The organism is Arthrobacter sp. P4_F11 (genome assembly GCF_056401395.1).
In genome coordinates this window covers 92,438-118,592 of sequence record NZ_JBFUJK010000002.1, presented here as the reverse complement: position 1 = coordinate 118,592, position 26,155 = coordinate 92,438, and the positions used below count along the sequence as shown (strand labels likewise).

Annotated in this window: 25 protein-coding genes and 1 tRNA gene; 17 read left to right on the top strand and 9 right to left on the bottom strand. The window is 67.9% G+C overall.

Going from position 1 to position 26,155, the window contains the following annotated elements:
- Position 1 precedes the first annotated feature (1 nt).
- The 6 genes from AC1DRO_RS03565 to AC1DRO_RS03540 all read left to right on the top strand — a co-directional run bounded on the left by AC1DRO_RS03565 (position 2) and on the right by AC1DRO_RS03540 (position 5,331).
- The gene (locus AC1DRO_RS03565) at positions 2-1,579 is read left to right on the top strand and encodes a rhamnulokinase (RefSeq protein WP_476949845.1); all 1,578 of its coding nucleotides are present in this window, start codon (positions 2-4) and stop codon (positions 1,577-1,579) included.
- Complete coding sequence (locus AC1DRO_RS03560) at positions 1,576-2,379, top strand: (Fe-S)-binding protein (protein ID WP_476949844.1); 804 nt, start codon at positions 1,576-1,578, stop codon at positions 2,377-2,379. Before AC1DRO_RS03565 ends, AC1DRO_RS03560 begins: the two co-directional genes overlap by 4 nt.
- On the top strand, positions 2,376-3,956 hold the full coding sequence (locus AC1DRO_RS03555) for a LutB/LldF family L-lactate oxidation iron-sulfur protein (RefSeq protein ID WP_476949843.1): 1,581 nt from the start codon (positions 2,376-2,378) through the stop codon (positions 3,954-3,956). Before AC1DRO_RS03560 ends, AC1DRO_RS03555 begins: the two co-directional genes overlap by 4 nt.
- Positions 3,953-4,594 carry a LutC/YkgG family protein gene (locus AC1DRO_RS03550; protein WP_476949842.1) on the top strand — a complete coding sequence of 214 codons (642 nt, stop codon included), beginning with the start codon at positions 3,953-3,955 and terminating at the stop codon, positions 4,592-4,594. Before AC1DRO_RS03555 ends, AC1DRO_RS03550 begins: the two co-directional genes overlap by 4 nt.
- A gap of 144 nt (positions 4,595-4,738) precedes the next feature.
- Positions 4,739-5,017 carry a hypothetical protein gene (locus AC1DRO_RS03545; protein WP_476949841.1) on the top strand — a complete coding sequence of 93 codons (279 nt, stop codon included), beginning with the start codon at positions 4,739-4,741 and terminating at the stop codon, positions 5,015-5,017.
- A gap of 128 nt (positions 5,018-5,145) precedes the next feature.
- Complete coding sequence (locus AC1DRO_RS03540; protein WP_476949840.1) at positions 5,146-5,331, top strand: hypothetical protein; 186 nt, start codon at positions 5,146-5,148, stop codon at positions 5,329-5,331.
- Positions 5,332-5,364: 33 nt separating this feature from the next.
- Here AC1DRO_RS03540 and AC1DRO_RS03535 read toward each other — a convergent pair whose 3' ends face one another.
- On the bottom strand, positions 5,365-5,733 hold the full coding sequence (locus tag AC1DRO_RS03535) for a hypothetical protein (protein ID WP_476949839.1): 369 nt from the start codon (positions 5,731-5,733) through the stop codon (positions 5,365-5,367).
- A gap of 131 nt (positions 5,734-5,864) precedes the next feature.
- Here AC1DRO_RS03535 and AC1DRO_RS03530 point away from each other — a divergent pair, with 131 nt between their 5' ends.
- Positions 5,865-6,641, top strand: a complete 777-nt coding sequence (locus AC1DRO_RS03530; protein ID WP_476850637.1) for a type 1 glutamine amidotransferase domain-containing protein — start codon at positions 5,865-5,867, stop codon at positions 6,639-6,641.
- Between the two features lie 86 nt (positions 6,642-6,727).
- Here the strand turns inward: AC1DRO_RS03530 and AC1DRO_RS03525 are convergent, their stop codons facing one another.
- Both AC1DRO_RS03525 and AC1DRO_RS03520 read right to left on the bottom strand, forming a co-directional pair.
- Positions 6,728-7,165, bottom strand: a complete 438-nt coding sequence (locus tag AC1DRO_RS03525; RefSeq protein ID WP_243182171.1) for a hypothetical protein — start codon at positions 7,163-7,165, stop codon at positions 6,728-6,730.
- 493 nt (positions 7,166-7,658) lie between these two features.
- On the bottom strand, positions 7,659-7,910 hold the full coding sequence (locus tag AC1DRO_RS03520; protein WP_090582464.1) for a hypothetical protein: 252 nt from the start codon (positions 7,908-7,910) through the stop codon (positions 7,659-7,661).
- A gap of 724 nt (positions 7,911-8,634) precedes the next feature.
- Here AC1DRO_RS03520 and AC1DRO_RS03515 point away from each other — a divergent pair.
- A complete protein-coding gene (locus tag AC1DRO_RS03515) occupies positions 8,635-9,132 on the top strand; it encodes a Helicase associated domain protein (RefSeq protein WP_476949838.1) in 498 nt (165 codons plus the stop codon).
- 969 nt (positions 9,133-10,101) lie between these two features.
- Positions 10,102-11,322, top strand: coding sequence for a hypothetical protein (locus AC1DRO_RS03510; RefSeq protein WP_476949837.1), 1,221 nt, complete (start codon positions 10,102-10,104; stop codon positions 11,320-11,322).
- Between the two features lie 789 nt (positions 11,323-12,111).
- Here AC1DRO_RS03510 and AC1DRO_RS03505 read toward each other — a convergent pair.
- Positions 12,112-12,840, bottom strand: coding sequence for a glycosyl hydrolase family 28-related protein (locus tag AC1DRO_RS03505; RefSeq protein WP_476949836.1), 729 nt, complete (start codon positions 12,838-12,840; stop codon positions 12,112-12,114).
- An 84-nt stretch (positions 12,841-12,924) separates the two neighbouring features.
- Positions 12,925-13,011: transfer RNA gene (locus AC1DRO_RS03500), tRNA-Ser, on the bottom strand.
- A gap of 127 nt (positions 13,012-13,138) precedes the next feature.
- On the opposite strand from AC1DRO_RS03500, the gene AC1DRO_RS03495 reads away from it, so the two are divergent.
- Genes AC1DRO_RS03495 through AC1DRO_RS03480 form a run of 4 tightly spaced genes read left to right on the top strand, consistent with a single transcriptional unit; the run spans position 13,139 to position 17,214 of the window.
- A complete protein-coding gene (locus tag AC1DRO_RS03495) occupies positions 13,139-14,200 on the top strand; it encodes a zinc-dependent alcohol dehydrogenase (protein WP_476949835.1) in 1,062 nt (353 codons plus the stop codon).
- 3 nt (positions 14,201-14,203) lie between these two features.
- A complete protein-coding gene (locus tag AC1DRO_RS03490; RefSeq protein WP_243182173.1) occupies positions 14,204-14,602 on the top strand; it encodes a 6-pyruvoyl trahydropterin synthase family protein in 399 nt (132 codons plus the stop codon).
- Positions 14,603-14,611: 9 nt separating this feature from the next.
- Entirely contained in the window at positions 14,612-15,850 is a 1,239-nt protein-coding gene (locus tag AC1DRO_RS03485) for a glycosyltransferase (protein WP_476949834.1), read from the top strand.
- Positions 15,851-15,885: 35 nt separating this feature from the next.
- On the top strand, positions 15,886-17,214 hold the full coding sequence (locus tag AC1DRO_RS03480) for a DNA glycosylase AlkZ-like family protein (RefSeq protein WP_476949833.1): 1,329 nt from the start codon (positions 15,886-15,888) through the stop codon (positions 17,212-17,214).
- A gap of 10 nt (positions 17,215-17,224) precedes the next feature.
- On the opposite strand, the gene AC1DRO_RS03475 is transcribed toward AC1DRO_RS03480, so the two are convergent.
- A complete protein-coding gene (locus AC1DRO_RS03475) occupies positions 17,225-17,725 on the bottom strand; it encodes a nucleoside deaminase (protein ID WP_028277768.1) in 501 nt (166 codons plus the stop codon).
- A gap of 90 nt (positions 17,726-17,815) precedes the next feature.
- On the opposite strand from AC1DRO_RS03475, the gene AC1DRO_RS03470 reads away from it, so the two are divergent.
- The 4 genes from AC1DRO_RS03470 (at position 17,816) to AC1DRO_RS03455 (ending at position 20,515) form a co-directional block, all read left to right on the top strand.
- Positions 17,816-18,682 carry a phosphatase PAP2 family protein gene (locus AC1DRO_RS03470; RefSeq protein ID WP_476949832.1) on the top strand — a complete coding sequence of 289 codons (867 nt, stop codon included), beginning with the start codon at positions 17,816-17,818 and terminating at the stop codon, positions 18,680-18,682.
- A 12-nt stretch (positions 18,683-18,694) separates the two neighbouring features.
- Positions 18,695-19,330, top strand: coding sequence for a uracil phosphoribosyltransferase (gene upp, locus AC1DRO_RS03465; protein ID WP_018774274.1), 636 nt, complete (start codon positions 18,695-18,697; stop codon positions 19,328-19,330).
- A gap of 71 nt (positions 19,331-19,401) precedes the next feature.
- On the top strand, positions 19,402-19,779 hold the full coding sequence (locus AC1DRO_RS03460) for a glyoxalase superfamily protein (protein WP_026266579.1): 378 nt from the start codon (positions 19,402-19,404) through the stop codon (positions 19,777-19,779).
- A gap of 55 nt (positions 19,780-19,834) precedes the next feature.
- Positions 19,835-20,515, top strand: coding sequence for an HAD-IA family hydrolase (locus tag AC1DRO_RS03455; RefSeq protein ID WP_476949831.1), 681 nt, complete (start codon positions 19,835-19,837; stop codon positions 20,513-20,515).
- A 54-nt stretch (positions 20,516-20,569) separates the two neighbouring features.
- On the opposite strand, the gene AC1DRO_RS03450 is transcribed toward AC1DRO_RS03455, so the two are convergent.
- From AC1DRO_RS03450 to AC1DRO_RS03440, 3 genes are read right to left on the bottom strand one after another with little or no spacing between them, the layout of a single operon-like run.
- Positions 20,570-22,639, bottom strand: coding sequence for an ArnT family glycosyltransferase (locus AC1DRO_RS03450; RefSeq protein ID WP_476949830.1), 2,070 nt, complete (start codon positions 22,637-22,639; stop codon positions 20,570-20,572).
- A 6-nt stretch (positions 22,640-22,645) separates the two neighbouring features.
- A complete protein-coding gene (locus AC1DRO_RS03445; RefSeq protein WP_476949829.1) occupies positions 22,646-24,706 on the bottom strand; it encodes a glycosyltransferase family 39 protein in 2,061 nt (686 codons plus the stop codon).
- Positions 24,703-26,133 (bottom strand): bifunctional glycosyltransferase family 2/GtrA family protein, encoded by a 1,431-nt coding sequence (locus tag AC1DRO_RS03440; protein ID WP_476949828.1) that lies wholly within the window; start codon positions 26,131-26,133, stop codon positions 24,703-24,705. The genes AC1DRO_RS03445 and AC1DRO_RS03440 overlap by 4 nt, the downstream gene beginning before the upstream one ends.
- Positions 26,134-26,155: the final 22 nt, after the last annotated feature.

Genomic DNA, 26,155 nt, shown 5'->3' with positions numbered 1-26,155 from the left:
GATGAACCTTCCTGCGCTGAACACGGCGCCACCAGCGGATACCGCACCCAGCGGCGGCCTGTACGCCGGGAATGTCGTTGCCGGCAGGGCTTTTGCCGCAATCGACATCGGTGCGTCCTCGGGCCGGGTCATCCTGGGCCGGGTCGCGGGCAGCCCCGGCGGGGTGAGGGCCGAGCTGGAGACCGTGCACCGGTTCCCCAACGGGGTCAAGGAGCTCGACGGCGGCCTCCGCTGGGACTTCGACGCGCTGTTCGCCGAGGTCCTCGCCGGGCTCGCGGCCGCCGCCCGCGCGGCCGCGGCCCGCGGCGAGAGCATCGCCAGCATCGGGATCGACACCTGGGCCGTGGACTACGGGCTGGTCAACGACGCCGGTGACCTGGTCGCGGCGCCGTTCAGCTACCGCGACGACCGGTCCCGTGCCGCCATCTCCCGGGTCCACGAAAAACTCGATCCGGCCCGGCTCTACGCCACCACCGGGCTGCAGTTCCTGCCGTTCAACACGATCTACCAGCTCGCCACGGAGCCGGCGCTGGAGGGGCTGCAGGCGCTGCTCATCCCGGACCTCATCGGGTTCCTGCTCACCGGCCAGCGCCGCACCGAGGCCACCAACGCCTCCACCACCGGGCTCTTCGATGCCGTCGCGGGGGAGTGGGCCACGGAGTTCCTCACCGCGCTGGACCTCCCCACGAACCTGTTTCCGCCGCTGATCCAGCCCGGCGAGACCGTCGGGACCCTCACCAAGGACGTCGCGGCACGCCTGGGACTTCCCGAAACCACCGCGGTGGTAGCCGTCGGCTCGCACGACACCGCCTCGGCCGTCGCCGCCGTACCGGCGGACGCCGGAGGTGCTGGCGCGGGAGGTGCTACCGGGAATTTCGCCTACGTTTCCTCCGGCACGTGGTCCCTGGTCGGCGTCGAACTGTCCCACCCGGTCCTGACCGAGGCCAGCCGGACCGCGAACTTCACCAACGAACGCGGCGTGGACGGCACCATCCGCTACCTGCGCAACGTCGGCGGCCTCTGGCTGCTCAGCGAATGCCAGCGCACCTGGGCCGCCGAAGGCTACCGGCCGGAACTGGTGGAACTGCTCGACGCGGCCGCGACTCTTCCGCCCGGCGGCCCGGTCATCAACGCCGACGACCCCTATTTCATCGCCCCGGACAACATGCCCGAACGGATCCGGGCCGCGGTCCGCAACACCGGCGCTGTCTTACCGGAGCATCCCGCGCACATCGTGCGGTGCATCCTGGACAGCCTTGCCGCCGGCTACGCCCGGACCATCGCCGACGCCGAACGGCTCGCGGACGTCCGGGCCGGCGTCGTGCACATTGTGGGCGGCGGATCCCAGAACCGGCTCCTATGCCAGCTCACCGCCGACGCCACCGGCAAACGCGTGATCGCCGGACCCGTGGAAGCCACGGCCCTGGGCAACGTCCTGGTCCAGGCCCGCGCCGCCGGCGTGCTCAGCGGCGGGCTGGGGGAGCTGCGCGCCGTGGTGCGTGCCTCCCAGCACCCGGCGGGGTACGTGCCCTCAGCCCGGGCCGCCGCCAGCCCCGTCACCAGCGGAGGCACCCAGTGAGGATCGCGCTTTTCGCCACGTGCATCGTTGACGCCATGTACCCGGCCACGGCCCGCGCCACGGTGTCCATCCTGGAACGCCTCGGCCATGAGGTCATTTTCCCGGCCGGCCAGGCCTGCTGCGGGCAGATGCACGTCAACAGCGGCTACCTCAAGGAGGCGCTGCCCGTCGTCGCCAACCATGTGAAGGCGTTCGAAGGAGATGAGTACGACGTCGCCGTCGCACCGTCCGGCTCCTGCGTCGCCTCCGTGAAGCACCAGCACCCCATGGTCGCCCGCCGCTGCGGGGACGCCGGGCTGGAAGCCCGGGCCGCCGCCGTCGGAGCCAAAACCTACGAGCTCTCCCAGCTCCTGGTGGATGTCCTGGGCGTCACCGACGCAGCGGCACAGCTGGGCTCGTTCTTCCCGCACCGGATCACCTACCACCCCAGCTGCCACGGCATGCGCCTGCTCCGGCTCGGCGACCGCCAACTGGACCTGCTGCGCTCGGTCGGCGGCATCGAACTGGCCGAACTGCCCGAGGCGGACCAGTGCTGCGGCTTCGGCGGCACCTTCTCGATGAAGAACGCGGACGTGTCCTCGGCGATGCTGGCGGACAAGACCGCCAACATCTGCGGCACGGGCGCCGACCTTTGCGCCGGCGGCGACGCGTCCTGCCTGATGCACATCGGCGGCGGACTGTCCCGGCAGGGCAGCGGCGTCACCACGATGCACTTCGCCGAGATCCTGGCCAGCACCCTCGAGAATCCCGCCGCCGTCTCCGGCGACGTCCGCCTCACCACCGGAAGGACCGCACGATGAGCGGCACATTCCTGGGGATGCCGTCCCTGCCGGTCTTCGGCATCGGCAACCTGCACGAACACGAGCCCTTCCCGAAAGCCGCCCGCCGCGAGCTCGGCAACCCCCAGCTGCGGGTCAACCTCGGCCACGCCACCCGGACCATCCGGGACAAGCGGCTGGCCGTCGTGTCCGAACTCCCCGACTGGGAGGAGCTGCGCGAGGCGGGCCGGGCGATCAAGGAATCCGTCATGGCCCGGCTGCCGGAACTGCTCGAAGAGTTCGAGGCGAACTTCACCGCCCGCGGCGGGACCATCCACTGGGCCCGCGACGCCGGCGAAGCCAACAGCATTGTCGCCGCCCTCATCCGGGACCAGGGCGCCACCGAGGTAGTCAAGGTCAAGTCCATGGCCACCCAGGAGATCGGCCTCAACGAATACCTCGAAGAACAGGGCATCGCGGCTTACGAGACCGACCTCGCCGAGCTCATCGTCCAGCTGGACCACGACAAGCCCAGCCACATCCTGGTCCCGGCCATCCACAAGAACCGCAGCCAGGTCCGGGACATTTTCCTGCGCGAAATGGAGGGGGTGGATCCGGAGCTCACCAACGAGCCGGCCCGCCTCGCCGCGGCCGCCCGGGCGCACCTGCGCCGCAAGTTCCTCAGCGCCAAGGTGGCCGTGTCTGGCGCGAACTTCGCCCTTGCGGACGCCGGGACCCTCGCCGTCGTCGAATCCGAAGGCAACGGGCGCATGTGCCTGACGCTGCCGGAAACGCTCATCACCGTCATGGGCGTCGAAAAACTGCTGCCGGGCTGGGAGGACCTCGAAGTGTTCATGCAGCTGCTCCCGCGGTCCTCCACCGGCGAGCGGATGAACCCCTACACCTCGCTGTGGACCGGCGTCACGCCCGACGACGGGCCGCAGAACGTCCACCTGGTCCTGCTGGACAACGGACGCAGCGCCGCCCTGGCCGACGAGATGGGCCGCTCCGCGCTGCACTGCATCCGCTGCAGCGCCTGCATGAACGTCTGCCCCGTCTACGAACGCACCGGCGGGCACGCCTACGGATCCACCTACCCGGGACCGATCGGCGCGATCCTGTCGCCGCTGCTGACCGGGATCACGGCGGAGGAGAACAATTCCCTGCCCTACGCCTCGTCCCTGTGTGGCGCCTGCTACGACGCCTGCCCGGTGAAGATCAACATTCCGGACATCCTGGTGCACCTGCGCGGCGAGGACGTGGACAGCAAGCGCGGCAAGAACCGCAGGAAGAGGGCGATGCCTAGCCAGATGGACCTCGGCATGAAGGCGGCCTCCTGGGGGCTGTCCTCCGGAAAGAACCTGGGCCTCATGGAGAAGGCGCTGCCGCTGGGCCGGCTCGCCGCTGGGCCGGACCGGAAAATCACCAAACTGCCGGGCATCGCCGCCGGCTGGACCCAGAGCCGGGACATCCCGGCACCGCCGGGGCAGTCCTTCCGGCAATGGTGGAACAAGGAACACCGGGCCGCCGGACCCGATGCAGCCCCGGCGGCCGGCGCTGACGCCCCCGGCCCGGAGTCCGCCGGCCCAGGATCAGCCGGTACAGAGGAGACCCCGTGAACGCGCGCGCAGAAATACTCGACCGGATCCGCTCGGCCCTTCGGGACGCCCCGGCGGTACCGGAGGTGCCCCGCGACTACCGGCGCTCCTCCGGGCTGGGCGGGGAAGAGCTCATCGAACTGCTGACGGACCGGCTCCTCGACTACAAGGCGAACGTCTTCATCGAGGAAGCCGCCGCGGTGCCGCAGCGGCTCGCCGCCCTCCTCGAGGGCACCGGCCGCTACGCCGCGCCGCACGGCCTCGCGGAGTCCCTGTTTGTGGAGGCGGACGCTCGCGACGGCGGCTCCGGCCGCCGCGTCACCGACGCCCCCGGGCAGCGGCTCAGCGTCGAGGAGCTCGACGGGATCGACGCCGTCGTCACCGGCAGCGCCGTCGCCGTCGCCGAAACCGGCACCATCATCCTCGATGCCGCACCGGACCAGGGGCGCCGGGTCATCAGCCTCGTCCCGGACCGGCACATCTGCATCGTCCGGGCCGGGGACATTACCGCCATCCTGCCGGAGGCCCTCCGCCGGCTCGACGGCACCCGCCCGCAGACTTGGATCAGCGGCCCGAGCGCCACCAGCGACATCGAACTCGAACGCGTCGAAGGCGTCCACGGCCCCCGGACCCTGGACGTCGTGATCGTCCGCGGGTAGAGGCGGGAGGCCGGGGCCTGCTTACCCTACCGGCGCGAGGAAGCGGGGCCTCCAGGGTGGCGGTGACGGCCCCGGAAAGTCGATTGTCCCGATCACTCAGAGGAAACTCATGTTCTTCTCAGCAGGGAGATGAACCATGGAAGCATGTACTTAGTCGACCCCAGAGCCTATGCGCATCGCCTCATGCACCCTGGCGCCTGGTTCCGCGCGACAATCCGCCGGCACGTCCCGGCAAGCGACCACGCCCGCGACCAGCAGCCCACGCACTCCAGGTTCGACTATCTTGAGGCTGGCCTCACGGGAACACTGAGCACGGCCCATTCACGGCGCAGGGCCAAGGAACTCGAGCGGGCATTCCGGAACGGCGACGTTTCCTACGAGGACGCGTGCCTGGAGATGGAGCAACTCGAGGGGGAGCTGTGAACGGCTGGCAGCGCTCGACGGAACCGCGCGTTTCTGGGGGAGCCAGGACGAGGTCCGCTACGATGACGCTATGAGCACGCGGCTACGCTAGCCCCAGTCGGGGGCCGGCGACAATGGAAAGGCATTCCATGATGAAGCGCGCTCTGCCACATGCACTGTTCTATGTCTTCGGACACCGTGTCTGCTGTGGCGCCATTCCTGACTGGACCGCTCACGTCGGCCAGAAGTGGGACACCTTTGATGTCGCACCCTACAACCTCTACAACGTCATCTGGCGCGCTCAGAACTGGGTCCTGCAGAACTGCGACGACTAGTCCGTTTTGGCTTCGGGTGCCAGTGCCTGCGTTTTAGGAGCAGGTGGTGAGGAAACCTGTGGCGCCGGGGCGGGCATGGAAGGTCACCGTGTGGCCGGCGTCATCGCGGAAGATGGCCTTTGGGCCGGTCACTGTGATGGCGCCGGGCTGGTAGGGGTTCATCCAGCCTTCAGGCGGGTTGCCGTGGCCGTCGTCCAGCGCCTCGTCTGCGACGAAATAGGTGCCCTGCACGAGCGCTTCATGGATGCCGCAGTGAGTGTAGAGACTGTACGGCGAGCCTGAGGCGGCCATCGTTGTTGGCTTGGCCGGGGTCCCACTTGCCGGATCCCCCTGCATCGCGCACCCGCACAGGAGCGCCAACCCTGCAGCGGCTGCGAGGCCCAAGTGGTATCGAGTTCTCATGCCCCAAGGCTCTAGGGCGTTGCCTCAATGGTCAAGAGCCAGGCAGGCCTGCCGGCAGGCAAAAGACGGCGGGGAAGGAGGGCCCGAAATGGGCTGGGCGTAGGGTGGAAGTTGGACGAAAGGAGCACTTCATGAAGAAAATCCTCATGGTACTGACCAGCGTTTCCGAGATCGGCGATACCGGAGAAAAGACCGGCTACAACGTGGCCGAGGCTGCACATCCCTGGAAGGTCTTCAAGGATTCCGGGCATTTCGTCGACTTCGCCTCCATCCAGGGCGGCCAGCCCCCGCGCGACGAGGTGGACTCAGAAGATCCCATCCAGGTCGCCTTCACGGAGGACGAGACCACGCGCGCCGGACTCTACAACACTGCCCGCGTCGACGTCGTTGACCCCGACCAGTACGACGCCGTCTACCTCGTGGGCGGCCACGGCACTATGTGGGACTTCCCGGACAGCGAAGGCTTGCAGAATCTGGTGGCCAGCGTCTATAACGCCGGCGGCTTGGTCGGCGCGGTCTGCCACGGACCGGCCGGCCTGCTGAACGTGGAATTGAAGAACGGACTTCGCCTCGTCGAGGGCCGGAAGGTGGCGGCCTTCACCAACGACGAGGAGGTTGCCGCGGGGAAGGACAAGGTCATCCCGTTCTTCTTGGCCGACCGGCTTGAGGAACAAGGCGCCACCCACGTCTCCGCTGACGTCTTCGAGGAGAAGGTCGTAGTTGACGACCGGCTGGTGACCGGCCAGAACCCGGCCTCAGCCGCCGGCGTGGCCAAGGAGATGGAGAAGCTCTTCGCAGCGGTCATCCACCAGGAAAAAGCCGAGGAACAGCACGACGCGGAGGCCCTGCGCGCCGAGAAGGACGCCGAGAAAGACGCCAAGAAGGCTGCCGCAGAAGCGGAGCACTAACGCCCACAGCGCACTGAAACTGGCGGCTGCCCCGGCAACGGGGTGGCCGCCTCCGGTATGCGGCAACCGCGAACACAAAACAAGGATCAGTAGCCGTACTTGTTGACCACGACCTGCACAATGTTGGTGTCGTCGTCCCGACCGTAGTCACTGATCGTGATGCGTACGTTCCAGCCGTCAATGACTCCAACACCCCGGCAGTCCAGTCCGCCCGCATTGATCCTCTGTTCCCGTACGCATGGCTTGTACTCCTGGGGCGTCAAACCCACCTGCTGAACGTACCGCTCCAGGTCACCCTCCAGGTACTTCCGGTGAGTGTCCCAACGGTATGCGTACTGGGAGCAAGGTCCATCGAGCGGGATGCACAGCGCACTGCCCACCGGATTCTGTGTTCTCAAGGGTTCCCATCCCGGCTCTGGTTGGAGGCGGTCGGCAATCGTCTTGAGCTCAGCGACGATCTGATCGCTCTTCCACGATGACCAGAGGAAGAGTGCGGTGACAAAGGCAACCGTTACTGCCAGCACACCGAGCCATATTTTGCGGCCTCTGCTCATTCTCGTCCCGCTCCCCACGGCGTACCTCTCTGGTTGTGAGACCTGGAGTCCACCCCGCCACCGCGCTGGGCTGGTCCACCGACCGTCTCGCCTTCGCCACCTACCGCCCCGAGCCGGGTGAATGACCGTCCTGCCGAGCGGTGGCCGGCAGCGCCCACGGACCTAACTGGCGCGGCGATAGCGGATGTGCGTGGCCAGCGGTGAGTGGAGCACCTCGGCCGGTTCGCCGCACCAATATTTCCATTTATAAGGAGTTCTATGGGGTTCTAGGGAATACCCTATAACGCCCTATAACTCCGTATAAGTGGGGGGTGAACCTGGTGGAACCCCTACAACTCCGGCCAGGTGAAAATGGCAGTTTGATTCAGGACCGGTGTGACGGCTGAAATGACCGATGCCACCCCTGCGTCCGGACCAAGACCAGTTAACGCGACATTAGATCCGAAGGACACCTCCTGTCGGGCTACTGTAGATCGTCCGGGACGCCGAACCGCCTTCCAATGAGTACGCGAATGGCCGCGAGTAGAGGCTGATCTTCCAGCGCAATGCCCTCGCCCCCGTAATGCACACCCGTTTCGTCACCCACTGCTTCTATGTCAAAAAGGTTGAGGACCTCGGCCACGCGAACCTGATACTCGGTGGCGGTCATTTGGCGAGACACACGAACTGGAATTGTGCTGAGTTTGCGCGCGACCTTAGCAGCGGATTCATTCATGGGCGCACTCTTGCATTGCGTTCCGCCATTGCACAAGGGGGGCGCTTCGGACCTAGTCCGGGAGTATAAGGCGACGTTAGGCTCGCGGGATCTGGGCCCATCCTCTGCTGGCCGCTTCTTCGCCCGAGAGTGCGCAGTCAATCCACAACATAATGACCGTTATGTTGTGGGCGTTGATGTCGGGCCTACAGCGACCGTTGGCCTCCGTCTGCTCAGAACGGGTCCATCGTCCGCCTCGGTGACGCGAAGCCCTTGGCTGTTGTGGACCTCTCGGAGATGATGAATGCAACGGACTGAGAGGGCGGGAAGCTCCGGAGGGATCCGGCGTCACGGAGAGAAATGGCCCTGCATGTGCGCAGCAACATTCTCGCCGCGCAGTTGAAGGTGGCCTTGGAAGGAACGGGGCCGGGTGACTCCCGACGCCGTGACGAGGCTGGCCCAGATGGAGCTTCCATCTCTGAGGTGAAGGATCTTGGCGCCGCCGCCGGGACCGTGGCCACGGCTCATGCGCGTGCATTGGCATCCCGTCGCGGCCGCAATTCCTCGAAATATGCACCAAAAATGCACCACGAAGGTTCTGAGAATGCTGAAAACCCCCGGTTTCCCGGGGGTTTTCATTGGCGGTGACGGTGGGATTTGAAACCTCTCCCGCGCCAGTGCTGGCAAGGAAAACCGCTAGATTCCGGGGAATTTCATCACGTCACATCACATATTCTCACGGCAGATGTGCCCAAAATGTGCCCAGAATGTGCCCGCTACTCGGGCTTGCCTGGCGTACTGGCAGTTGAGCGCCGAAGTGCTGTCCCAAATACGAGCAGCAGAAGGACGCTACCCCACTTCAAGCGATCCAGACCCCGAACGGCGCCGTCTCGCATCTTGGTTGTCGGTCCAAAGACGAACTAACGCAGCCGGCACGCTGTCGCAAGACAAACTGGACGCGCTCCGGATGCTTCCAAATTGGGACAAGAATCAGCGTAAGGAACTGGGACGCCAGCATTGGAACGCCCGGATGAACGAACTCAAGGTCTTCAAAGCGCAGCACGACAGATGGCCGAGGCATCGTAACGCTCTCTCCGAAGCGGAACGGGTGCTCGGCGTGTGGCTTCACGGGCAGAGGCAAAGCGCATCAAGACGGCGGTTGGCGCCGAGTAAGCTGCGGGCTTTGGACAGCGTCGTGCCTGGGTGGAATACACGGGCCAAGAGCAGGGTGCGCAGTCGGTGATCGTACAACCCTAGATGGGCAGGAATCCGGGCTGACGGTTTCCCCAGCGGATCACGCACGGATCGGCCACTTCCGGGTTGTGTCCGGAATCCCTTTTTTGGCGAACCATAATTCGCCGAAGCGTGTAGGGTTTGCACATTCGCACCAGGGGGAAATCATTCTATGAAAAGCTCTACTCAACGCCGTCGTTCCGCTGCATTTGTCCTCGCAGCCGTGCTGACATTCATAATCTCTGCCTCGGCACCAGCTATAGCCGCAGACACCAGCGAGCCGCCATCACTAACGTCCATCAAAATGCTTTCGCCTGCTGTCAGGTATGTGGCCTTTGAGCAGTTACCGGGCGATTACGTGGTCCAAGACTCAACAGTCTCGGTCCGGATGGGCGTAAGCAACGCCTACGACGGCGACCTCGTCTACCGAGACAGCGTGGGCACCACACATGACGTCTGCTTACCTTGGTGCGGGTCGGGGTATGACAACGTGGCAGTTGCCGAGCTATATGGATGGCACCCGGGTCCCATAGTGCTGTCTCATATCGAGTTGAAGTCGACGTCCGGTGGACGCGTCGTGTACTGGCGGGACGGGAAAGTCGAGAAATTCCCCTCAGACATGAAGGATCCAACCCCAATTGCGATCGATTGGGCAAGCTTTGATTTCGTGTTGGAACCTCTTCGCAAGTATTCCAATTCCCCGAAACCCACGGTCCTGGGTCCACCCTCCGTAGGGCATACGCTCCAGATGGAACTCCCAACCCTAGACCCAACGCCAGACCCAAAGCCCTATTACGTCGAGTACAGATGGATGCACGAGGACGCCCTCGAAAAACCGATCGGTTACAGTCCTAGTTATATTCCTACGACCGCTGACGTAGGGCACAGGATAGTGGCCCGTGTGCGGGTGTACGCCTATGGCTACGTCCCCTTGGAAAGTTTCAGCGCGCCTACACAACTTGTGGCCAGCCCGGTGCAGGTGAAACCGGCCCCGGTCGTTTTTACGGATAACGACGGCACGGCAAACGATACGTATTTAATCCCGGCCACGACCGGCATCGACTACCTCATCGGCGGCAAGGTAGTGGCTGAAGGTAAGTATCCGGCCATCGGCTCGGTCTATTCGTACGCGCGCGCGAAGCCCGATTACATCCTGGCTCCTGGCGCCTTGGCATCATGGTCGACGACGTTCAAGGCCACGCCATATCTGGTCGCCCCCGCAGCCGTCACGTTCACGGACAAGGACGGCACGAACGAGGATACCTACACCGTTCCAGCCACGACCGGCATCGACTACCTCGTCGGCGGCAAGGTCGTGGCCGCGGGTAAGTATCCGGCCATAGGCAAGGTCACGGCAACAGCGCGGGCGAAAACCGATTACGTCCTGGCTCCTGGTGCCTTGGCATCATGGTCGACGACGTTTAAGGCGACCCCGTTCCTGGTCTCTCCCGCGGCAGTGACTTTCACTGACAAGGTCGGGACTAAGGACGACACCTACACGGTTCCCGCCACGACCGGTGTCGAGTACCTTGTGGACGGGCAGGTCGTGGCTGCGGGTACGTATCCCGGGACCTGGGTCGTCATCGTGAGCGCGCGGGCGAAGAAAGACTATGTCTTGACCCCAGGCGCGCCGGCCCTATGGGTGGCAGCCTTCAAGGGTTCCCTTTCGGGGGCGGTCCCTACCATCACTGGCACAGCGAAGGTCGGTTCGACCCTTACCGCCGTCCCCGGAACCTGGGGTCCGGCACCGGTGAGCCTGGCCTACCAGTGGAAGGCCGGCGGCGTCGTCATCCTCGGAGCCACAAGCAGCACCTATAAGCCGACCAGTGCCCACGTCGGAAAGACGCTGACAGTGATCGCGACCGGATCGAAGGCCGGTTTCGCCAATATGGCCAAGACCTCCGCCGCGACAGCAGCGGTGGTCAAGGGCTCCTTGGTCGGCCCGACGCCGAAGATCACTGGCACAGCGAAGGTCGGGTCTACCCTCACCGCCAACCTCGGTACCTGGTCACCGTCCACGATCAGTCCCCGCTACCAGTGGTACCGCTCCGGCGCGGCGATCATCGGTGCGACCGCCGTAACCTACAAACCCACCAGCGCCGACGTCGGCAAGGCCWTGACGGTCAAGGTCACAGCGTACAAGACCGGCTACACCACCGCGGTGAAGACCTCCGCMGCGACAGCRGCGGTGGTTAAGTAACGGACTTACCTGCCAAAATAGAGCCCGGCTCTGGTACGAAAAGGAATCCTCGCAGCGTGGTTAGCTGATGGGATTTGTGTTTGGCACCCTGCAGGTCGCAAGCGGGCAGGGGGCCTGTAGATCCGTGAAAGTATCTGTCTATATAGACAGATGTCATGCAAGTTGAACTTGTCGGGCAGCCGTGGTGGGAGAATCTGCTGCCGGTTGCAGCCATACTCATCCGCCTCTATCTGGTACACTTGGCGGGCCAGACGGACGGACCAGGCCAGCCTAGAGGTCAGCGCTATCCCCTTTGAGACGCACACAGGGGACACCAGGAGTGGAACATAGGCATCTCGGCCACCAACAAAGGCTTCACGGCGGCCTACCATTGTCGCGTGTGAGCCGAAAGGGTTTGCTGCCGGGTAGGTTGTGCCGCCGATGGTGAGCGGCAACCATCTGTTGTTCTCTACTAGGATGTCGCGCGAGGGCAGACCGTCATAGCGGGTGAGGTCCGGCTCGGGGTAGGACGCGCCGATTCTTGCGGAGAAATCGGCCTGGATGTCTTCGGCGTACAACTCGCCATAGGACGTGTCGAATCCCCGGAAGACGTTGTCCCGGATGGTGACGTAGCGGCACCCTTGCAGATCGAACCTATGCCCGGTCCCTGACGCCTCATCGAACGTGCAGTTGTGCACGAGGACGTTGTCAGAGTGGTGAAGCGACATCGCGCACACGGCTCGCTTATTGGCGCCGAACTTTCCCCGGAATGCCAGCCCGCGCATGGTGACGTTGGACGGTCCCGCACCATTACCCCTGCCCGCCGTCCGATAGGCCGACGAACACCACGCCCGTTGTGCTGCTGGCGTTCTTGGTCAGCGTTGCACGGTCCCCGGCGATGGTGAGGTTGCCGCAGATAGGAACGGCGGAAATCGTGAAGTAATCTCCCTGTGGGAAGAATAAAGTTCCCCTGCCTTTGGCTTTGATGGCGTTGACCGCTGCCTGGATCGCCGCGGTGTCATCCGTTACGCCGTCACCCTTGGCGCCGTAGTCCTTGACGCTGGCAAGGAGCTCGCCTTTGCCGACGAAGATGGTCCGCAGGTAGGTCATGAACGTCGCCCACCAAGAGGACCCGGGGTTGTTCGCCTGCGCCTGGAAGTCAGCCGACGTCGCTGCCGCAGCCGCAGCGGACCCGGCAGATGCCGACGCGGAGCCTGCCGCCGAGGTTGCGTAAGACCCGGCAGACGCCGCCGACGCAGATGCGTCCTCTGCCGACTTGAGCGCCGCGGCCCGGATAACAGTCACCTGATCCAGGCCAACACCTGACGAGCCGGGGACCTTCACCGCGGAGTTAAGGTCAACGGTGCCGCCCGAGGGGACGAGGATGTCATGCGGCGGGACCTGCGGCAGGGCTACCTTGTTGAGCGGGAGGAAGCTATACGAAACCTTCCACGTCCACCCGGTGACGGACAGGTCCGACGACTTGGACGCTGTGGCGGACGCACTAGATAACGCAGTCTCACGGTCTGATGTTGTCAAAATGTGCCCACCGGCTTAGTCCGGGCAAAGCAAAGGCCCCTGCTTCCCTTCTAAACAAAGGGAAGCAGGGGCCTTTCTTATCCGCGGTGACGGTGGGATTTGAACCCACGTTGGCTTTTACACCAAACAACATTTCGAGTGTTGCACCTTCGGCCGCTCGGACACGTCACCAACCTGACTAGGGTACCGGAGCAAGGCGCCCATCCACAAAACGGGCCCCAACAGCACCCGCACACCGACTCGCCGGAACCCGCCACCCTTCCCCGCGAACAGCCCGGGCACTAGATTCGTAAGCACAATGACGACTTCTGAACAGCACGCCACGGCCACCGCCTATTGGACCGTCGGCCCGGAACAAGGCGAGCTCCGCAGCGAGGACCTGCCTGCCCCCGGCCCCGGGGAGGCATTGGTCCGGACCCTGTATTCGGGCATCAGCAAGGGCACCGAGCTGGTGGTCCACCGCGCGAGTGTACCGGAGTGCGTCGCCAACGCGATGGCCGCCCCCAACCAGGAGGGGGACTTCCCGTACCCGGTGAAGTTCGGCTACCTCACCGTGGGCGTGGTCGAGGACGGACCGGAGGGCTGGGCCGGGAGGACCGTCTTCTGCCTCTACCCGCATCAGGACCGCTTCATCGTCCCGGTCGAATCACTCACCATGATCCCCGACGGCGTCCCCGCCCGCCGCGCGGTGCTCACCGGCACCGTGGAAACCGCGATCAACGGCCTCTGGGAGGCCGGACCTCGCTTGGGCGACAGGGTTGCCGTGATTGGGGCCGGACTGGTCGGCGGTATGGTGGCCAAGCTCCTGGCCGGTTTTCCGCTCGCGCGGCTGCAACTGATCGACGTCGACCCCGCCAAAAGAGCGTTCGCGGACGCACTCGGCGTCGACTTCAGCCACCCCGACGACGCCCTCCCGGACTGCGACATCGTGATCCACTGCTCGGCCTCGCAGGAAGGGCTGCAACGAAGCCTGCAGCTGGTGGGCGACGACGGCGACATCATCGAAATGTCCTGGTACGCCGACCGGAAAATCTCCCTCCCACTGGGGGAGGACTTCCACGCCCGCCGCCTATCCATCCGCGCCAGCCAGGTGGGGATGGTGGCCCGCGCCCGCCGGCACCGCCGCACCAACGCCGAGCGCCTCGCGCTCGCCGTGTCCCTGCTGCAGGATCCGGTCTTCGATGTCTTCCTGACCGGCTCCTCGACGTTCGCAGAGCTCCCCGGCGTCGTCCAGCGCCTCGCCGACGGCAACCTGGACGCCCTGTGCCACGTCATCGAATACCCGTCCTGGGACGCTCAATCCGCCGACCAGCCCACAGAGTTCAAATCCACCGACCAGCCCACCGAAGCCACGAGGTAGCCCGTGTTTAGTCTGACCGTCCGCCGCAACTTCATGATCGCCCACAGCCTTCCGCGCGAAGTCTTCGGCCCGGCCCAGGGCCTGCACGGGGCCACCTTCGTCACGGAGGTGACCTTCCGCCGTCGTGAGCTCAATGACGACGCGATCGTGCTGGACATCGGCGCGGCAGGGGACGCGGTGGACGAGATCCTGGACGAGCTGAACTACAAGAACCTCGACGAGCACCCGGACTTCTCCGGCAAGCTGAGCACCACCGAAGCCCTCGCCCGGTACATCGCCGACGCCGTCGCCACCCAGATCCGCGTCGGCAACGACGGGCGCGACCTCGCCGGGCTGGACGTCACCCTGCGCGAGACCCCCGATGCCTGGGCCAGCTACTCGCTGGACTTCGACGCCAGCTAGGCGGCGCAGATGCCGCCGGCCAGCCCTCGTGTCCGTCTTGTGGTGCCCGGCAACGTCCGGCACAACTCCGGCGGCAACGTCTACAACGCGGCGCTCGCCGCCGAACTGGCGGCCCTCGGTGCCGCGGTGGAAACCTGCCCGCTCGACGGCGACTGGCCGGGAGGCAGCGCGGGGGACCGGCGGCGCCTGGCTACGCTGCTGCATGCGGGGCCCGACGGCGGTCCGGCCGGGGGCGGCGGCCCCGCAACTGCCGGTGCCGCAACCTCGGGCACAGTGACGGTGGTCGACAGCCTCCTCGCCTGCGGTGCGCCCGAGGAGCTGGAAGCGGCCGCTGCGGCCGGGGTCCGGGTCTGGATCCTGCTGCACATGCCCCTGCCGGACCACCCGGAGCGCGAACGCAGGGCCCTGCGGGCGGCTGCCGGCGTCATCTGCACGAGCGGTTCGGCCGCGGCGGGCATCCGCGCCCGCCACGGCCTCGACGGCCTCCGGGTGGCCCTGCCCGGGACCGCCCCCGCGCCGCTCGCGGCCGGCAGCCTGTCCGCCGGCGCGCCGCACGTCATCGCCGTGGCGGCCCTGCTGCCGAACAAGGACCAGTCGCTCCTGCTGGACGCGCTCGCCCGGCTCGCGGCTGTGCCCTGGACGGCGTCCCTCATCGGCTCTGACACCGCCGATCCGGCCTACGCCGCGCAGCTCCGGACCTCCGTGGAACGCCTGGGCCTGGCCGGGAGGGTCCGCATCCCGGGCGAGCTCCGGGGCCCGGCACTGGATGCTGAATGGGATGCGGCCGATCTGAGCCTGCTGATTTCCCGGGCCGAAACCTACGGCCTGGTGGTCACCGAATCGCTGGCCCGCGGCATTCCCGTGGTGGTGCGCGAGGGCACCGGAGCCGTCGAGGCGCTCGCCGCCGGCACCCTGCCCGGGCCGCCGGCGGCCTTTCCGGTGCCGGACACTCCGCCCGGGACTCCGGTGCCCGGGTTGCCGGGCGCCGCCGTCGGGCTCGGAACGGACCCCGCCCCGCTGGCGGACCTGCTCCGCCGCTGGCTGGAGGACCCCGGCCTCAGGGACCGCTGGCGGGAGGCGGCAGCGGCCGCCCGGGGCTGGCTGCCCGGCTGGGACGCCACCGCCCGGACCGTTCTGGGCTTCCTGTCGACGGAACCGACGGAACCGACAGCACCCACGGACCCCGCGGAACCCGGTGAAACGGGACGGCTCAGAAACCAGACGGCGGGGGTTGATACGGCTTCTTGATACCGCTGACAGAGAAGCTGTTGGAGAATGAGCCCATGAGCACCCACCCTGTCGCCACACAATCGCCGTCGGTAGAAAAGCCCGTCAACCTGCCGGAGCCGCAGAGCTTGACCCCGGAGCGGCTCCGGGCATGGTCCTGGCACCGGCAGGGCCTGGACGGCTGGTTGGCCGGCTGCACGGCGGAGCAGGTCCTCGCCCGGGCAGGCTGGGCCCGGTCCGTGGGCGGCGCCAACCCCTACCTCACGCTCTTTGCCCGCGCCGGCATCCGCCGCGAACAGGTGGACGCCGACGTCCTCGCCCACCGGATCCTGGAACTCCCGGTCGCCCGCGGCTGCACCTACGTCCTGGGCCGGGAAGACTTCGCCTGGGCGCTTCAGCTGGGCCGGGACGCGGCCGAGTCCGCGTTCAAGGTGGTCGGCCGGCTCGGCGTGGACCGCGGCGAGATCACGCTTCTGGAAGAGCAGGTGCTACACACGCTCGCCGAGGCGGAGGGGCCCATGGATCCCCGGCAGCTCAAGGACGAGCTCGGCGATTCAGTGCGGAACCTTGGCGAGGAAGGCAAGAAAAAGGGCGCCACCACCACTCTGCCCACCGCCCTGGGGATCCTGCAGTCCGACGGCAGGATCCGCCGGGTCCCGGCGAACGGGCGCCTGGACCAGCAGCGCTACGCCTACCAGCCCTGGGGCCTGCCGCCCAGCGATCTTGACGACGAGGATGCGCGCACCGAACTGATCCGCCGCTACCTGGGCTGGACCGGCGGAGCCACCTTCAAACAATCGCAATGGTTCACGGGGTTCACCGTGGCGCAAAGCAAGGCGGCGCTCGCCGCCGCCGGGGCCGTCGAGGTGCCCACCGCCCTGTCCACAGCACCGGCCGGGCCACACGCTGCCGGCGGGGACCCACTGTGGATGCTGCCCGAGGACCTCGGCGGCCTCGCCGCCTTCGAGGAGCCGGCGGGGGAACAGATCCAGCTGCTGGCAGGAACGGATTCCCTGTTCCTGCTGCGCCGCAATGCGGCGGACCTGCTGGCCGAGGAGGACCTGCACAAGCCGGCGCTGGGGTCGCTCGCGCTGCAGGCGGATCTCCCGGACCACCCGATCCTGGACCGCGGCCGGATCATCGGACTCTGGCAGTACGATCCGGCCCAGGAACGGATCGTGCCCTGGCTGTTCCACGGCCCCACGCCCGCGGTGACGCAGCGGATCGCCGAGGTGGAAGCCTGGATCCGCGAGGACCTCGGTGATTTCCGGGCCTTCAGCCTGGACTCTCCGGCCTCCCGGCAGAAGCGGATCGATGGGCTCGCGGCTTCCGCTGTAGCCTCAGCCTCACCGGCCGCCGCGTCATCTGCCGGCGGCGCCGGCTAGCCGGAACGGATCAGGCGCGGTGCCCGGCGAAGAAGTCCCGCAGCAGTGCTGCGCACTCCTGCTCACGGACGCCCGCAACCACTTCCACCCAGTGGTTGAGCCGGCGCTCGCGAAGGATGTCGAACACGGAACCCGCGGCGCCGGCCTTCTCGTCCCAGGCACCGAACACCACCCGCGGAATCCTGGCGAGGACGATCGCTCCAGCGCACATCGCGCAGGGTTCCAGGGTCACCACCAGAGTGCAGTCCTCAAGCCGCCATCCGTCGTCGCCCTTGCCCTCCAGTGCCCGGTGCGCCCGCAACCTCGCGGCGGCCTCCCGGATGGCGACCATCTCGGCGTGGGCCGTCGGGTCCCCCAGGGCCTCCCGTTCGTTTCGCCCGGCGCCCAGCACGGAACCGTCCGGTCCGATCACGACGGCGCCGATCGGCACGTCCGCGGTGGCCAGGGCATTCCGGGCCTCCGCCAGGGCAAGGCTCATCCATTGGGCATGGCGGGGCTCCGGGGCAGTCATGGGTCAATGATAGTTTCGACCCTAAGCATGCTGTGCAGCTCGGCTGTGCGGCCCATGTAATTAACGTTGTCAAGTAGTCGGGAGACGGCCGTGACCACCGGAACAGAGAACTGGCTGGCGCACCGCTGGGGCAAATGGGTGGTGCCCTACGCGGCCCTGTGGATCACCATGCTGATCGGCGGCGTGGTGGTGGTGATCCTGGCCCTGGTGAGCGCAGAAGTCTACGACAACGTGGTGGACGACGCCGGCCTCGCGAACCTGGACAAACCGACGCTGGCGTTCATGGAGCAGTTGCGCAGCCCCGGCCTCGACGCCTTTGTCACGGGGTTCACCAACATCGGCGGCGGCATCGGGATGCCCATCCTGGCAAGCATCCTCACGGCAGTGCTCATCTACACCTCCCGGACCTGGCGGCCGCTGATCCTGATCGGCGGTGCCGCCGCCGTCTCGGTCACGGCCACGTCCGTGGGCAAGAAACTGATCGGCCGTACCCGCCCCGACCATGCCGACGCTGTGCCGCCCTACGAGAACTCGCCGTCCTTCCCGAGCGGCCACACGCTGAACACCACGGTGGTGATCGCACTCGTGGTGTACCTGGCCTGCCTGCAGATCAAGCGGACCAGCGCCCGGATCGGCCTGATCACCGCGGGTGTGATCTTCATCGTCGCGATGGGCCTCAGCCGGGTCTACCTGGGCCATCACTGGATGACCGACGTGATCATCGGGTGGGTCATCGGGCTGGCCTGGGTGGGGATCGTGATCCTGGCCCACCGGCTCTTCCACGTGCTCCGGCACCGGGAACACGCCGGCGCCGCGCCGACCTTCGACCACCCCGCCCACCTTCATGACGGCACCGCCGACGGCAGTGCCGGCGGCAATGCCGTCGGCACTAAAACGGCCGATACGAAGGACGCCGATACTCCGGGCACCGCGGGACGGTCCTCAGCATCCGGGTGATAGTTTTGACCCATGCGCACTCTCGTTGTGGACCACCCGCTGGTCGCCCATAAGCTCACCGTTCTGCGGGACAAGAACACCCCGTCCCCGGTCTTCCGCCAGCTCACCGAGGAGCTTGTCACGCTCCTCGCGTACGAAGCCACGCGTGACGTCCGCACCGAACCGGTGACCATCGAGACGCCCGTCAGCACCACCGTCGGCACCGCCTTCACCAAGCCGACCCCGCTGGTGGTCCCGATCCTCCGGGCCGGGCTGGGCATGCTCGAGGGCATGACCAAGCTGGTCCCCACGGCCGAGGTCGGCTTCCTGGGCATGGCCCGCGACGAAGAGACCCTGGACATCATCACCTACGCCGAGCGCCTCCCCGAGGACCTCACGGACCGGCAGATCTTCGTCCTCGATCCCATGCTGGCCACCGGCGGGACCCTGCGCGAGGCCATCAAGTTCCTCTTCAAGCGCGGCGCCTCCGACGTCACCTGCATCTGCCTGCTTGCCGCCCCGGAGGGCCTGGCCAAGCTGGAGGAAGAGCTGTCAGAGGCCAACGTGACGATCGTGCTGGCCTCGATCGACGAGAAGCTCAACGAGAAGTCCTACATCGTGCCCGGCCTGGGCGACGCCGGAGACCGCCTGTACGGCATCGCCGGCTAGGAGCGGCGCCGCCGAGGCGCAACACGGAGGGTCCCTTCCGCGCAGCCGCGGACCGCGCTAGCCTGTGCGGCATGGATTGGAAACTTGAACTCGTGTTTGTGCCGGTGTCCGATGTGGACCGGGCCAAGGATTTCTACGTCAACAAGGTGGGCTTCAACGCCGACTACGACGAACGGCCCATGGAGGGCCTCCGGTTCGTCCAGCTGACGCCACCGGGCTCCGGCTGCTCGATTGCCATCGGCGAGGGCCTCAACGACGCCCCGCCCGGTACCGCGCCCAGCCTGCAGCTTGTGGTCAGCGACATCCAGGCCGCGCACAAGCAGCTCAAGGACAACGGCGTGGACGTCAGCGACGTCGACGTCCAGGACTGGGGGCACTTTGTCCACTTCGCCGACCCCGACGGCAACAAGTGGGCGGTGCAGTACATCCCGCACCGGCCCAACGGCTGATCCCGGCAGGCTCCGCGCGGCCGGCTGACCCTGGGCCATGCGGCAGGATGGAGGCATGAGCTCTCCATCCCGTTCCGGCACCACCACCCTGACCGCCCGTGCCGTCCTGTTCGACATGGACGGCACGCTGGTGGATTCCACCAGCATCGTGGAGCAGGTGTGGACCACGTTTGCGGCCCGCTACGGCCTGGACATCGGCGAGATCCTGCGCTCCTCCCATGGCGTCCAGGCCATGGACACGGTCCGCAGGTTTGCCCCGGCCGGCTCCGACATCCGGGCCCTCGCGGCCGAGCTCGGCCGGATGGAGCTGGCCGAGACCCTGGGCATTGTTCCGGTGCCCGGTGCGCCGGAGCTGCTGTCGAGCCTGCCGCCGGATGCCGTGGCGCTGGTGACGAGCGCGTCACGGGACCTGGCCGGGGTCCGGATGGCAGCCGCGGGGATCGGCGTCCCGGCCGTCTCAGTCACATCGGAGGACATCATGCGGGGCAAGCCCCACCCTGAGGGATACCTCCGGGCGGCGTCCCTGCTGGGTGTCGTCCCGGCCGATGCGGTGGTGTTCGAGGACGCCCCGGCAGGCATTGCCGCGGGCATCGCCGCCGGCGCCCGGACCGTGGCGGTAGGGCCCAATACCGGCGAACTGCCGGACGGTGTGCTGCACATTCCCGACTACTCCGGGGTGGCCGTGACCACCCACGTCACCGGCGCCGGCCTGCGCACCCTGTCCTTCACCTTCTAGCCCCCACCTTTTAGCCCCGCCGCCGCCCGGCCCGGACCCGACGGCGTCGCCCGCCTACCCGGCCAGCAGGTACACGCTGGTCCCGCCCACGGTCCGGGCGGTGAAGTTGTCCTGCACCCACGCGGCAATCTGCGCGGCGTCGTTGGCTCCGCTTTCGCCCTGCATCATGCGCCCGGCAATGAAGTAGTGGATCTTGCCGTCGGCCACGTATTGCTGGAACTGCGCCAGGGTCGGTGCGGGGTCCGTGCCGTTGAACCCGCCCACGGCCATCACCGGGAGCCGCGTCGCCAGCTGGTAGCCGGCGGCGTTGTTGGATCCGACGACGGCGGCGGCCCACGTGTAGGTCCCGGCATCTGTCTGCAGCGCGGCCACGAGCGCCGCCGACGGCGTGCTGGCCCCGAGCAGGCCGCCCATTCCGCCCGCCCCTTGTCCGCGGCCCGTCCCGGCGCCTGTGCCTGTGCCGTTCGCCATCGTGGCACCGCCGAAGCCGCCTTCTGCCGCGCCGCCGAGGGCCGGCGGTATCCCGGCCCCGCCCCGTCCGGACACGGCCGGGCCGGCGCCGACAATCGAGCCGCTGTAGGCCGTGGCCGCGGTGGACAGCGAGTAGGCCAGCGGACCGGCGAGGGCCGCGGCGACGGCGAGCGCCGCCGTCGTCCGCGCCACCGTCCTGGACGCCACCATCCCCGTCCCCTTTACCCCCGGCGCCGCGGCGGCCAGCACCAGGCCGGCGGCGGCGAGCGCACCCAGGAGCGTCACCCAGCGCAGCCACGGCATGTACGCCGCGGTGCGGACCAGCAGTTCGGCGGCCATGGCCCCGGCCGCCACGATCGCCACCGCGAGGACGGCGGCGGCCACGGGCTGGTTCCGCCGCTGCCAGAGCAGGACGCCGCCGAGCCCGGCGAGCCCGGCGATCCCGGGCGCCAGCGCCACCATGTAGTACGGGTGGATGATCCCGGCCATGAAGCTGAACGTCAGCCCGGTAACGGCAACCCAGGAACCCCAGATGATCACCGAGGCCCGTACCGGGTCGGTGCGCGGCGCGCGGCGGCCCAGCCAGAACAGCCCCGCTCCGAGCAGCAGCACCGAGGGCAGCAGCCAGGCGATCTGGCCGCCGAACTCGCTGTTGAAGAGCCGGAACAGCCCGGGCGTGCCCCAGCCGTTGCTGCCGCCCACACTCCCGGTTTCATCCCCGTTCAGCCGGCCCAGGCCGTTGTAGCCCAGGGTCAGTTCCATGATGGAGTTGTTCTGCGAGCCGCCGATGTACGGGCGGTCCGCCGCCGGAATGAGTTCGACCGCGGCCAGCCACCAGCCGGCGGCGACAGCCATCGCCGCGCCCGCACCGAGCAGGTGAAGAATGCGCCTGCCCGCCGCTGCCGGCGCCGCGAGCAGGTAGGCCACGGCGAAACCGGGGACAACCAGCAGGACCTGGAGCTGCTTGGTGAGGAACCCGAAGCCCAGCAGCACCCCGGCGAACAGCAGCCAGCGCACGCGCGCGTCCTGGATGGAGCGCAAGACGGCGTAGGCGGCCGCGGTCATCAATAACACCAGCAGGGCGTCGGGGTTGTTGAACCGGAACATCAGGACGGCCACCGGTGTCAGCGCCATGACCGCACCAGCGAGTAGCCCCGCGCGGTGGGCCAGGCCGACGTCGGCCGTGGCGGGGGCCGCGGCCCGGCGGACGGCCAGATAGACCAGCCAGACCGTGCCGACCCCCATGAGCGCCTGCGGCACCAGGACGCTCCAGGAGCTCAGCCCGAAGATCCGCACCGACAAGCCCATCACCCACAGCGACGCCGGCGGCTTGTCCACGGTGATGGCGTTGGCGGCGTCGGAGGAGCCAAAGAACCAGGCCGCCCAATCCTGCGACCCGGCCTGGGCCGCCGCGGAGTAGAACGCGTTTGCCCAGCCGGAGGCGCCGAGGTTCCACAGGTACAGCACGGCCGTGGCCAGCAGCAGCCCTGCCAGTTCCAGCCGCATCCGCAGGGCCCGGGCGCCACGGAGGGCGCGCGTGCCGCCAGCAGCCGGGGGCTCCAGTCGCCGACGGCGGTCCCGGGCTTGCGGCCGCGGCCGCCCCGGCGTGCGGGCCGGCGCCGTGTCGGAGTGGGGGCTCAGGGTGTCAGTCATGGCGGTCTACGCTCCCAGTTTGTAGACGGTGGCGTTGCCCACGGTCTGGGCCTGGTAGTTTGCCGCGACCCAGGTGGCGACCTCGGAGTTGCCTCCGCGGCCCCCGCCCATGCCGCCCATGCCGCCGGAAATGAAGTAGCCGATCTCGCCGCGGTCCACCATCGCCTGGAACTGTGCGAGCGTCGGGTAGGGGTCGCCGCCGTTCCAGCCGCCGAGCGCGATCACGCTGGTGCCGGTGGCGAGTTCCAGGCCCGCGGCCTGGGTGGCGCCGGAGACAATCGCGGACCACTTGGCGCCGGAGGACTTCAGCAGCGCGGTCAACTCCGCCGAGGACGTTTCCCCGCCCGGGCCGCCGCCCATGCCGTCACCGCCGCCCATGCCGTCACTGCCTGTCCTGCCTGCCGCCCCGAAGCCGCCGCCCATCGCGGACGCGGTGGGGCCGGACATGGGGATCGAACCGGAATGCGGCTGGGCGACGGTCGCCAGTGTCCACGCGGTGCTTCCGAGCCCGCCGGCAAGCAGGCAGAGGACCACGACGCCAGCCGTGGCGGCCTTGCGGAACCGCGCCGGGAGAGCCGCCATACCGTCCGCCCGCAGGAGCAGGGCCGCGGCGGCGAGCACGCCCAGGACCACGATGATCACCCGGAGCCCCGGAAGCCAGGACGGGTCGCGGCCCAGGAGCACGGCGGACCAGACCGAGGTGGCCAGCACCGTCACGGCCAGGACAACCCGGGCCGGCAAGTAGGCCCGGCCCCGCCACAGTTCCAGGGAACCGATGCCCGCCAGCGCGGCGATGGCGGGGGCCAGCGCCACGGCGTAGTACGGATGCACGGTGCCGCTCATGAAGCTGAAGATTCCCGCCGTGATGACCAGCCAGCCGCCCCACAGCAGGAGCGCCGCACGGGTTTTCGAGGTCCTGGCCTCGCGCCGGGTGAACCACAGGCCGGCGGCCAGCAGGATCAGGGCCGCCGGCAGCAGCCAGGACACCTCGCCGCCGAAGCTGGTCCCGAACATCCGGGTGATCCCGGCCGCGCCGCCGAAGCCGACGTTTCCGTTGCCTCCCGGGCCGCCGGGGTTGCCTCCCAGGTTTCCTCCGGCGGGCATGCCCCCGCCTGACCCGGTGATCCGGCCCAGGCCGTTGTAGCCGAACGTGAGTTCCAGGAAGCTGTTGGTCTCCGACCCTGCCATGTACGGCCGGACCGAGGCCGGGGTCAGCTGGAACAGGACAACGTAGCTTCCGGCCACGACGGCGATCCCGGCGGCGGCGGCCAGCAGGTGCAGGAGCCGGCGGCCGAGGGTGGCGGGCGCCGCCCACAGGTAGGCCAGGGCCAGCCCGGGAACGATCAGGAAGCCCTGCAGCATCTTGCTCAGAAAGGCCAGGCCGATGACCGCGCCGGCCGCGGCGAGCCACTTCCAGCCGGCCTTCTCGATGGCGCGGGTGGTGAGGTAGGCCGCCAGCAGCAGGCACAGGGTGAGCATCGCGTCCGGGTTGTTGAACCGGAACATGAGGGCGGCTACCGGGGTCAGCGCCAGGGCGCCGCCGGCGAGCAGGCCCGCGGCCGGCCCGGACACCCGCTTGATGGTCAGGTAGAGAAGCCCGACGGCGGCCACTCCCATGAGCGCCTGGGGGATGAGCATGCTCAGGGCCGAGAAACCAAAGATCCGTCCCGCGAGGGCGGGGATCCAGAGTGCGGCCGGGGGTTTGTCCACCGTGATGGCATTGCCGGCGTCGAGGGAGCCGAAGAGCAGCGCGGTCCAGTCCTTGGTCCCGGCCTGGATCGCCGCGGCATAGAAGGAGTTGGCGTAGCCGGTGGCCTCCAGATTCCATAGGTACAACGCCGCGGTGATCACCAGGAGCAGCGCTGCCGAGGGCCGCACCCAGCGGGGCTGCGGTCCGAACAGCAGCCGGCCCCGGCGGCCTTGGGCGGCCGGCGCCGGGGACGCGGGCAGATGGGTCGCGGTCCCGCCGTCTCCGGGAACCGGGTGTTGCTGTTCCTCGGCGGCCGGCGGCCTGCCGGCCGGGGAACCGCCCTGGGCTCCGGCGGTGGGGCTGATGGTTGCCGTCATTTACTTGGCCTTTTCTGTGCGGGGGAGGGAAGGATCGGGGGCGCCGGAACGGCAGCGGCGGGCCTGTGGCGGAAAACAACCAGCCGGAAGAGCAAGAACTTCACGGCCGTGGCGGCCAGGTTGGCGGCGGTGACCGTGAGCAGTTCAAGCCAGCGGTCCGGTGCCGCTCCCGATGCGGCGTGAACGAGGGCGAGTGCGCCCGAGGTCAGGGCCAGCCCGATGCCGAAGACCAGCAGCCCCTCAAAATGGTGGCGAGCCGCCTGGCTGCTGCCCTGGATGCCGAACGTGAAGCGCCGGTTGGCCGCAGTGTTGGCCACGGCGGTGGTGAGCAACGCGAGGAAGTTTGCCAGCTGCGGGTCCACGAACCCGCGGCAGAGCAGGAAGATCGCCAGGTAGGCCAGGGTGGAGGCCACCCCGATGCTGCCGAAGCGGACGAGCTGTCCGAAGAGGCTTCCGCCGGGGCTTTGTTCCTGGGCCCGCGAGGCGGCCGGCAGCGGTCCACGGGCCAGGGCCGCGCGCAGGTCGGGAACCGGGATCCGGCCCGAGACCAGGTCCCGGCTCAACCGTGCCATGCCGCGCAAGTCCGCGAGGGCCGTCTGGACGATGTCCACGCTGGAATCCGGGTCGTCGGTCCAGTCCACCGGGACTTCGTGGACGCGCAGGCCGCACTTTTCTGCCAGGACCAGCAGCTCGGTGTCGAAGAACCAGGCGTTGTCCAGCGTGTGGGGAAGCAGCTGCCGGGCCACGTCCGCCCGGATCGCCTTGAAGCCGCACTGCGCGTCACTGAATTGGGCGCCCATGAGGGCCTGGAGCAGTAAGTTGTAGCTGCGCGAGATGAATTCCCGTTTGGGTCCGCGGACCACGCGGGAGTTGCGGGTCAGCCGCGTCCCGATCGCCAGGTCGGAGTGCCCGGAAATGAGCGGGGCTAGGAGCGGGCCGAGGGCCGCCAGATCAGTGGAAAGATCCACATCCATGTACGCCAGGACCGGCGACGGCGAGGCCAGCCACACCCTGCGAAGTGCGTTTCCGCGGCCCTTTTCCGCCATATGGACCACCGTCACTTCGCGCAGCTCGCGGGCTACCCGTTCCGCGGCCTTGAGCGTTCCATCGGTGCTGGCGTTGTCCGCCACGGTGATCCGGAAGGAATGCGGGAAGGCGCCGAGCAGGTACGCGTGGAGCCGGCGCAGGCAGGCCTCGAGGTCCCGTTCCTCGTTGAAGACCGGGATGGTGACGTCCAGCAGGGGCGTGCTGGCGCGCGTATCAATGGCCGTGCGCCGGCCGCCGGTGCCGGTCAGCGCCCCGGCGATCGGGCCCGGGACCGGTGCGTCGGCCAGCGCAAGCCCCGAGGGTGCCTCGGGGGTCGCCGGGCCAGCCGGCGTCGCCGTGGAGCGGGGCAGGGTTCCTGTGGCCTGGTCTGTGAATGTCATGGCTCAACTTTCCCGGCGGCCC

Bases quoted from the DNA above. Each gene is read 5' to 3' on its own strand.
- AC1DRO_RS03565 (WP_476949845.1), top strand. From the start codon at position 2: ATGAACCTTCCTGCGCTGAACACGGCGCCACCAGCGGATACCGCACCC.
- AC1DRO_RS03555 (WP_476949843.1), top strand. From the start codon at position 2,376: ATGAGCGGCACATTCCTGGGGATGCCGTCCCTGCCGGTCTTCGGCATC.
- AC1DRO_RS03545 (WP_476949841.1), top strand. From the start codon at position 4,739: ATGTACTTAGTCGACCCCAGAGCCTATGCGCATCGCCTCATGCACCCT.
- AC1DRO_RS03540 (WP_476949840.1), top strand. From the start codon at position 5,146: ATGATGAAGCGCGCTCTGCCACATGCACTGTTCTATGTCTTCGGACAC.
- AC1DRO_RS03535 (WP_476949839.1), bottom strand. From the start codon at position 5,733: ATGAGAACTCGATACCACTTGGGCCTCGCAGCCGCTGCAGGGTTGGCG.
- AC1DRO_RS03530 (WP_476850637.1), top strand. From the start codon at position 5,865: ATGAAGAAAATCCTCATGGTACTGACCAGCGTTTCCGAGATCGGCGAT.
- AC1DRO_RS03520 (WP_090582464.1), bottom strand. From the start codon at position 7,910: ATGAATGAATCCGCTGCTAAGGTCGCGCGCAAACTCAGCACAATTCCA.
- AC1DRO_RS03515 (WP_476949838.1), top strand. From the start codon at position 8,635: ATGTGCCCAAAATGTGCCCAGAATGTGCCCGCTACTCGGGCTTGCCTG.
- AC1DRO_RS03495 (WP_476949835.1), top strand. From the start codon at position 13,139: ATGACGACTTCTGAACAGCACGCCACGGCCACCGCCTATTGGACCGTC.
- AC1DRO_RS03485 (WP_476949834.1), top strand. From the start codon at position 14,612: ATGCCGCCGGCCAGCCCTCGTGTCCGTCTTGTGGTGCCCGGCAACGTC.
- AC1DRO_RS03480 (WP_476949833.1), top strand. From the start codon at position 15,886: ATGAGCACCCACCCTGTCGCCACACAATCGCCGTCGGTAGAAAAGCCC.
- AC1DRO_RS03475 (WP_028277768.1), bottom strand. From the start codon at position 17,725: ATGACTGCCCCGGAGCCCCGCCATGCCCAATGGATGAGCCTTGCCCTG.
- upp (WP_018774274.1), top strand. From the start codon at position 18,695: ATGCGCACTCTCGTTGTGGACCACCCGCTGGTCGCCCATAAGCTCACC.
- AC1DRO_RS03460 (WP_026266579.1), top strand. From the start codon at position 19,402: ATGGATTGGAAACTTGAACTCGTGTTTGTGCCGGTGTCCGATGTGGAC.
- AC1DRO_RS03455 (WP_476949831.1), top strand. From the start codon at position 19,835: ATGAGCTCTCCATCCCGTTCCGGCACCACCACCCTGACCGCCCGTGCC.
- AC1DRO_RS03450 (WP_476949830.1), bottom strand. From the start codon at position 22,639: ATGACTGACACCCTGAGCCCCCACTCCGACACGGCGCCGGCCCGCACG.
- AC1DRO_RS03445 (WP_476949829.1), bottom strand. From the start codon at position 24,706: ATGACGGCAACCATCAGCCCCACCGCCGGAGCCCAGGGCGGTTCCCCG.
- AC1DRO_RS03440 (WP_476949828.1), bottom strand. From the start codon at position 26,133: ATGACATTCACAGACCAGGCCACAGGAACCCTGCCCCGCTCCACGGCG.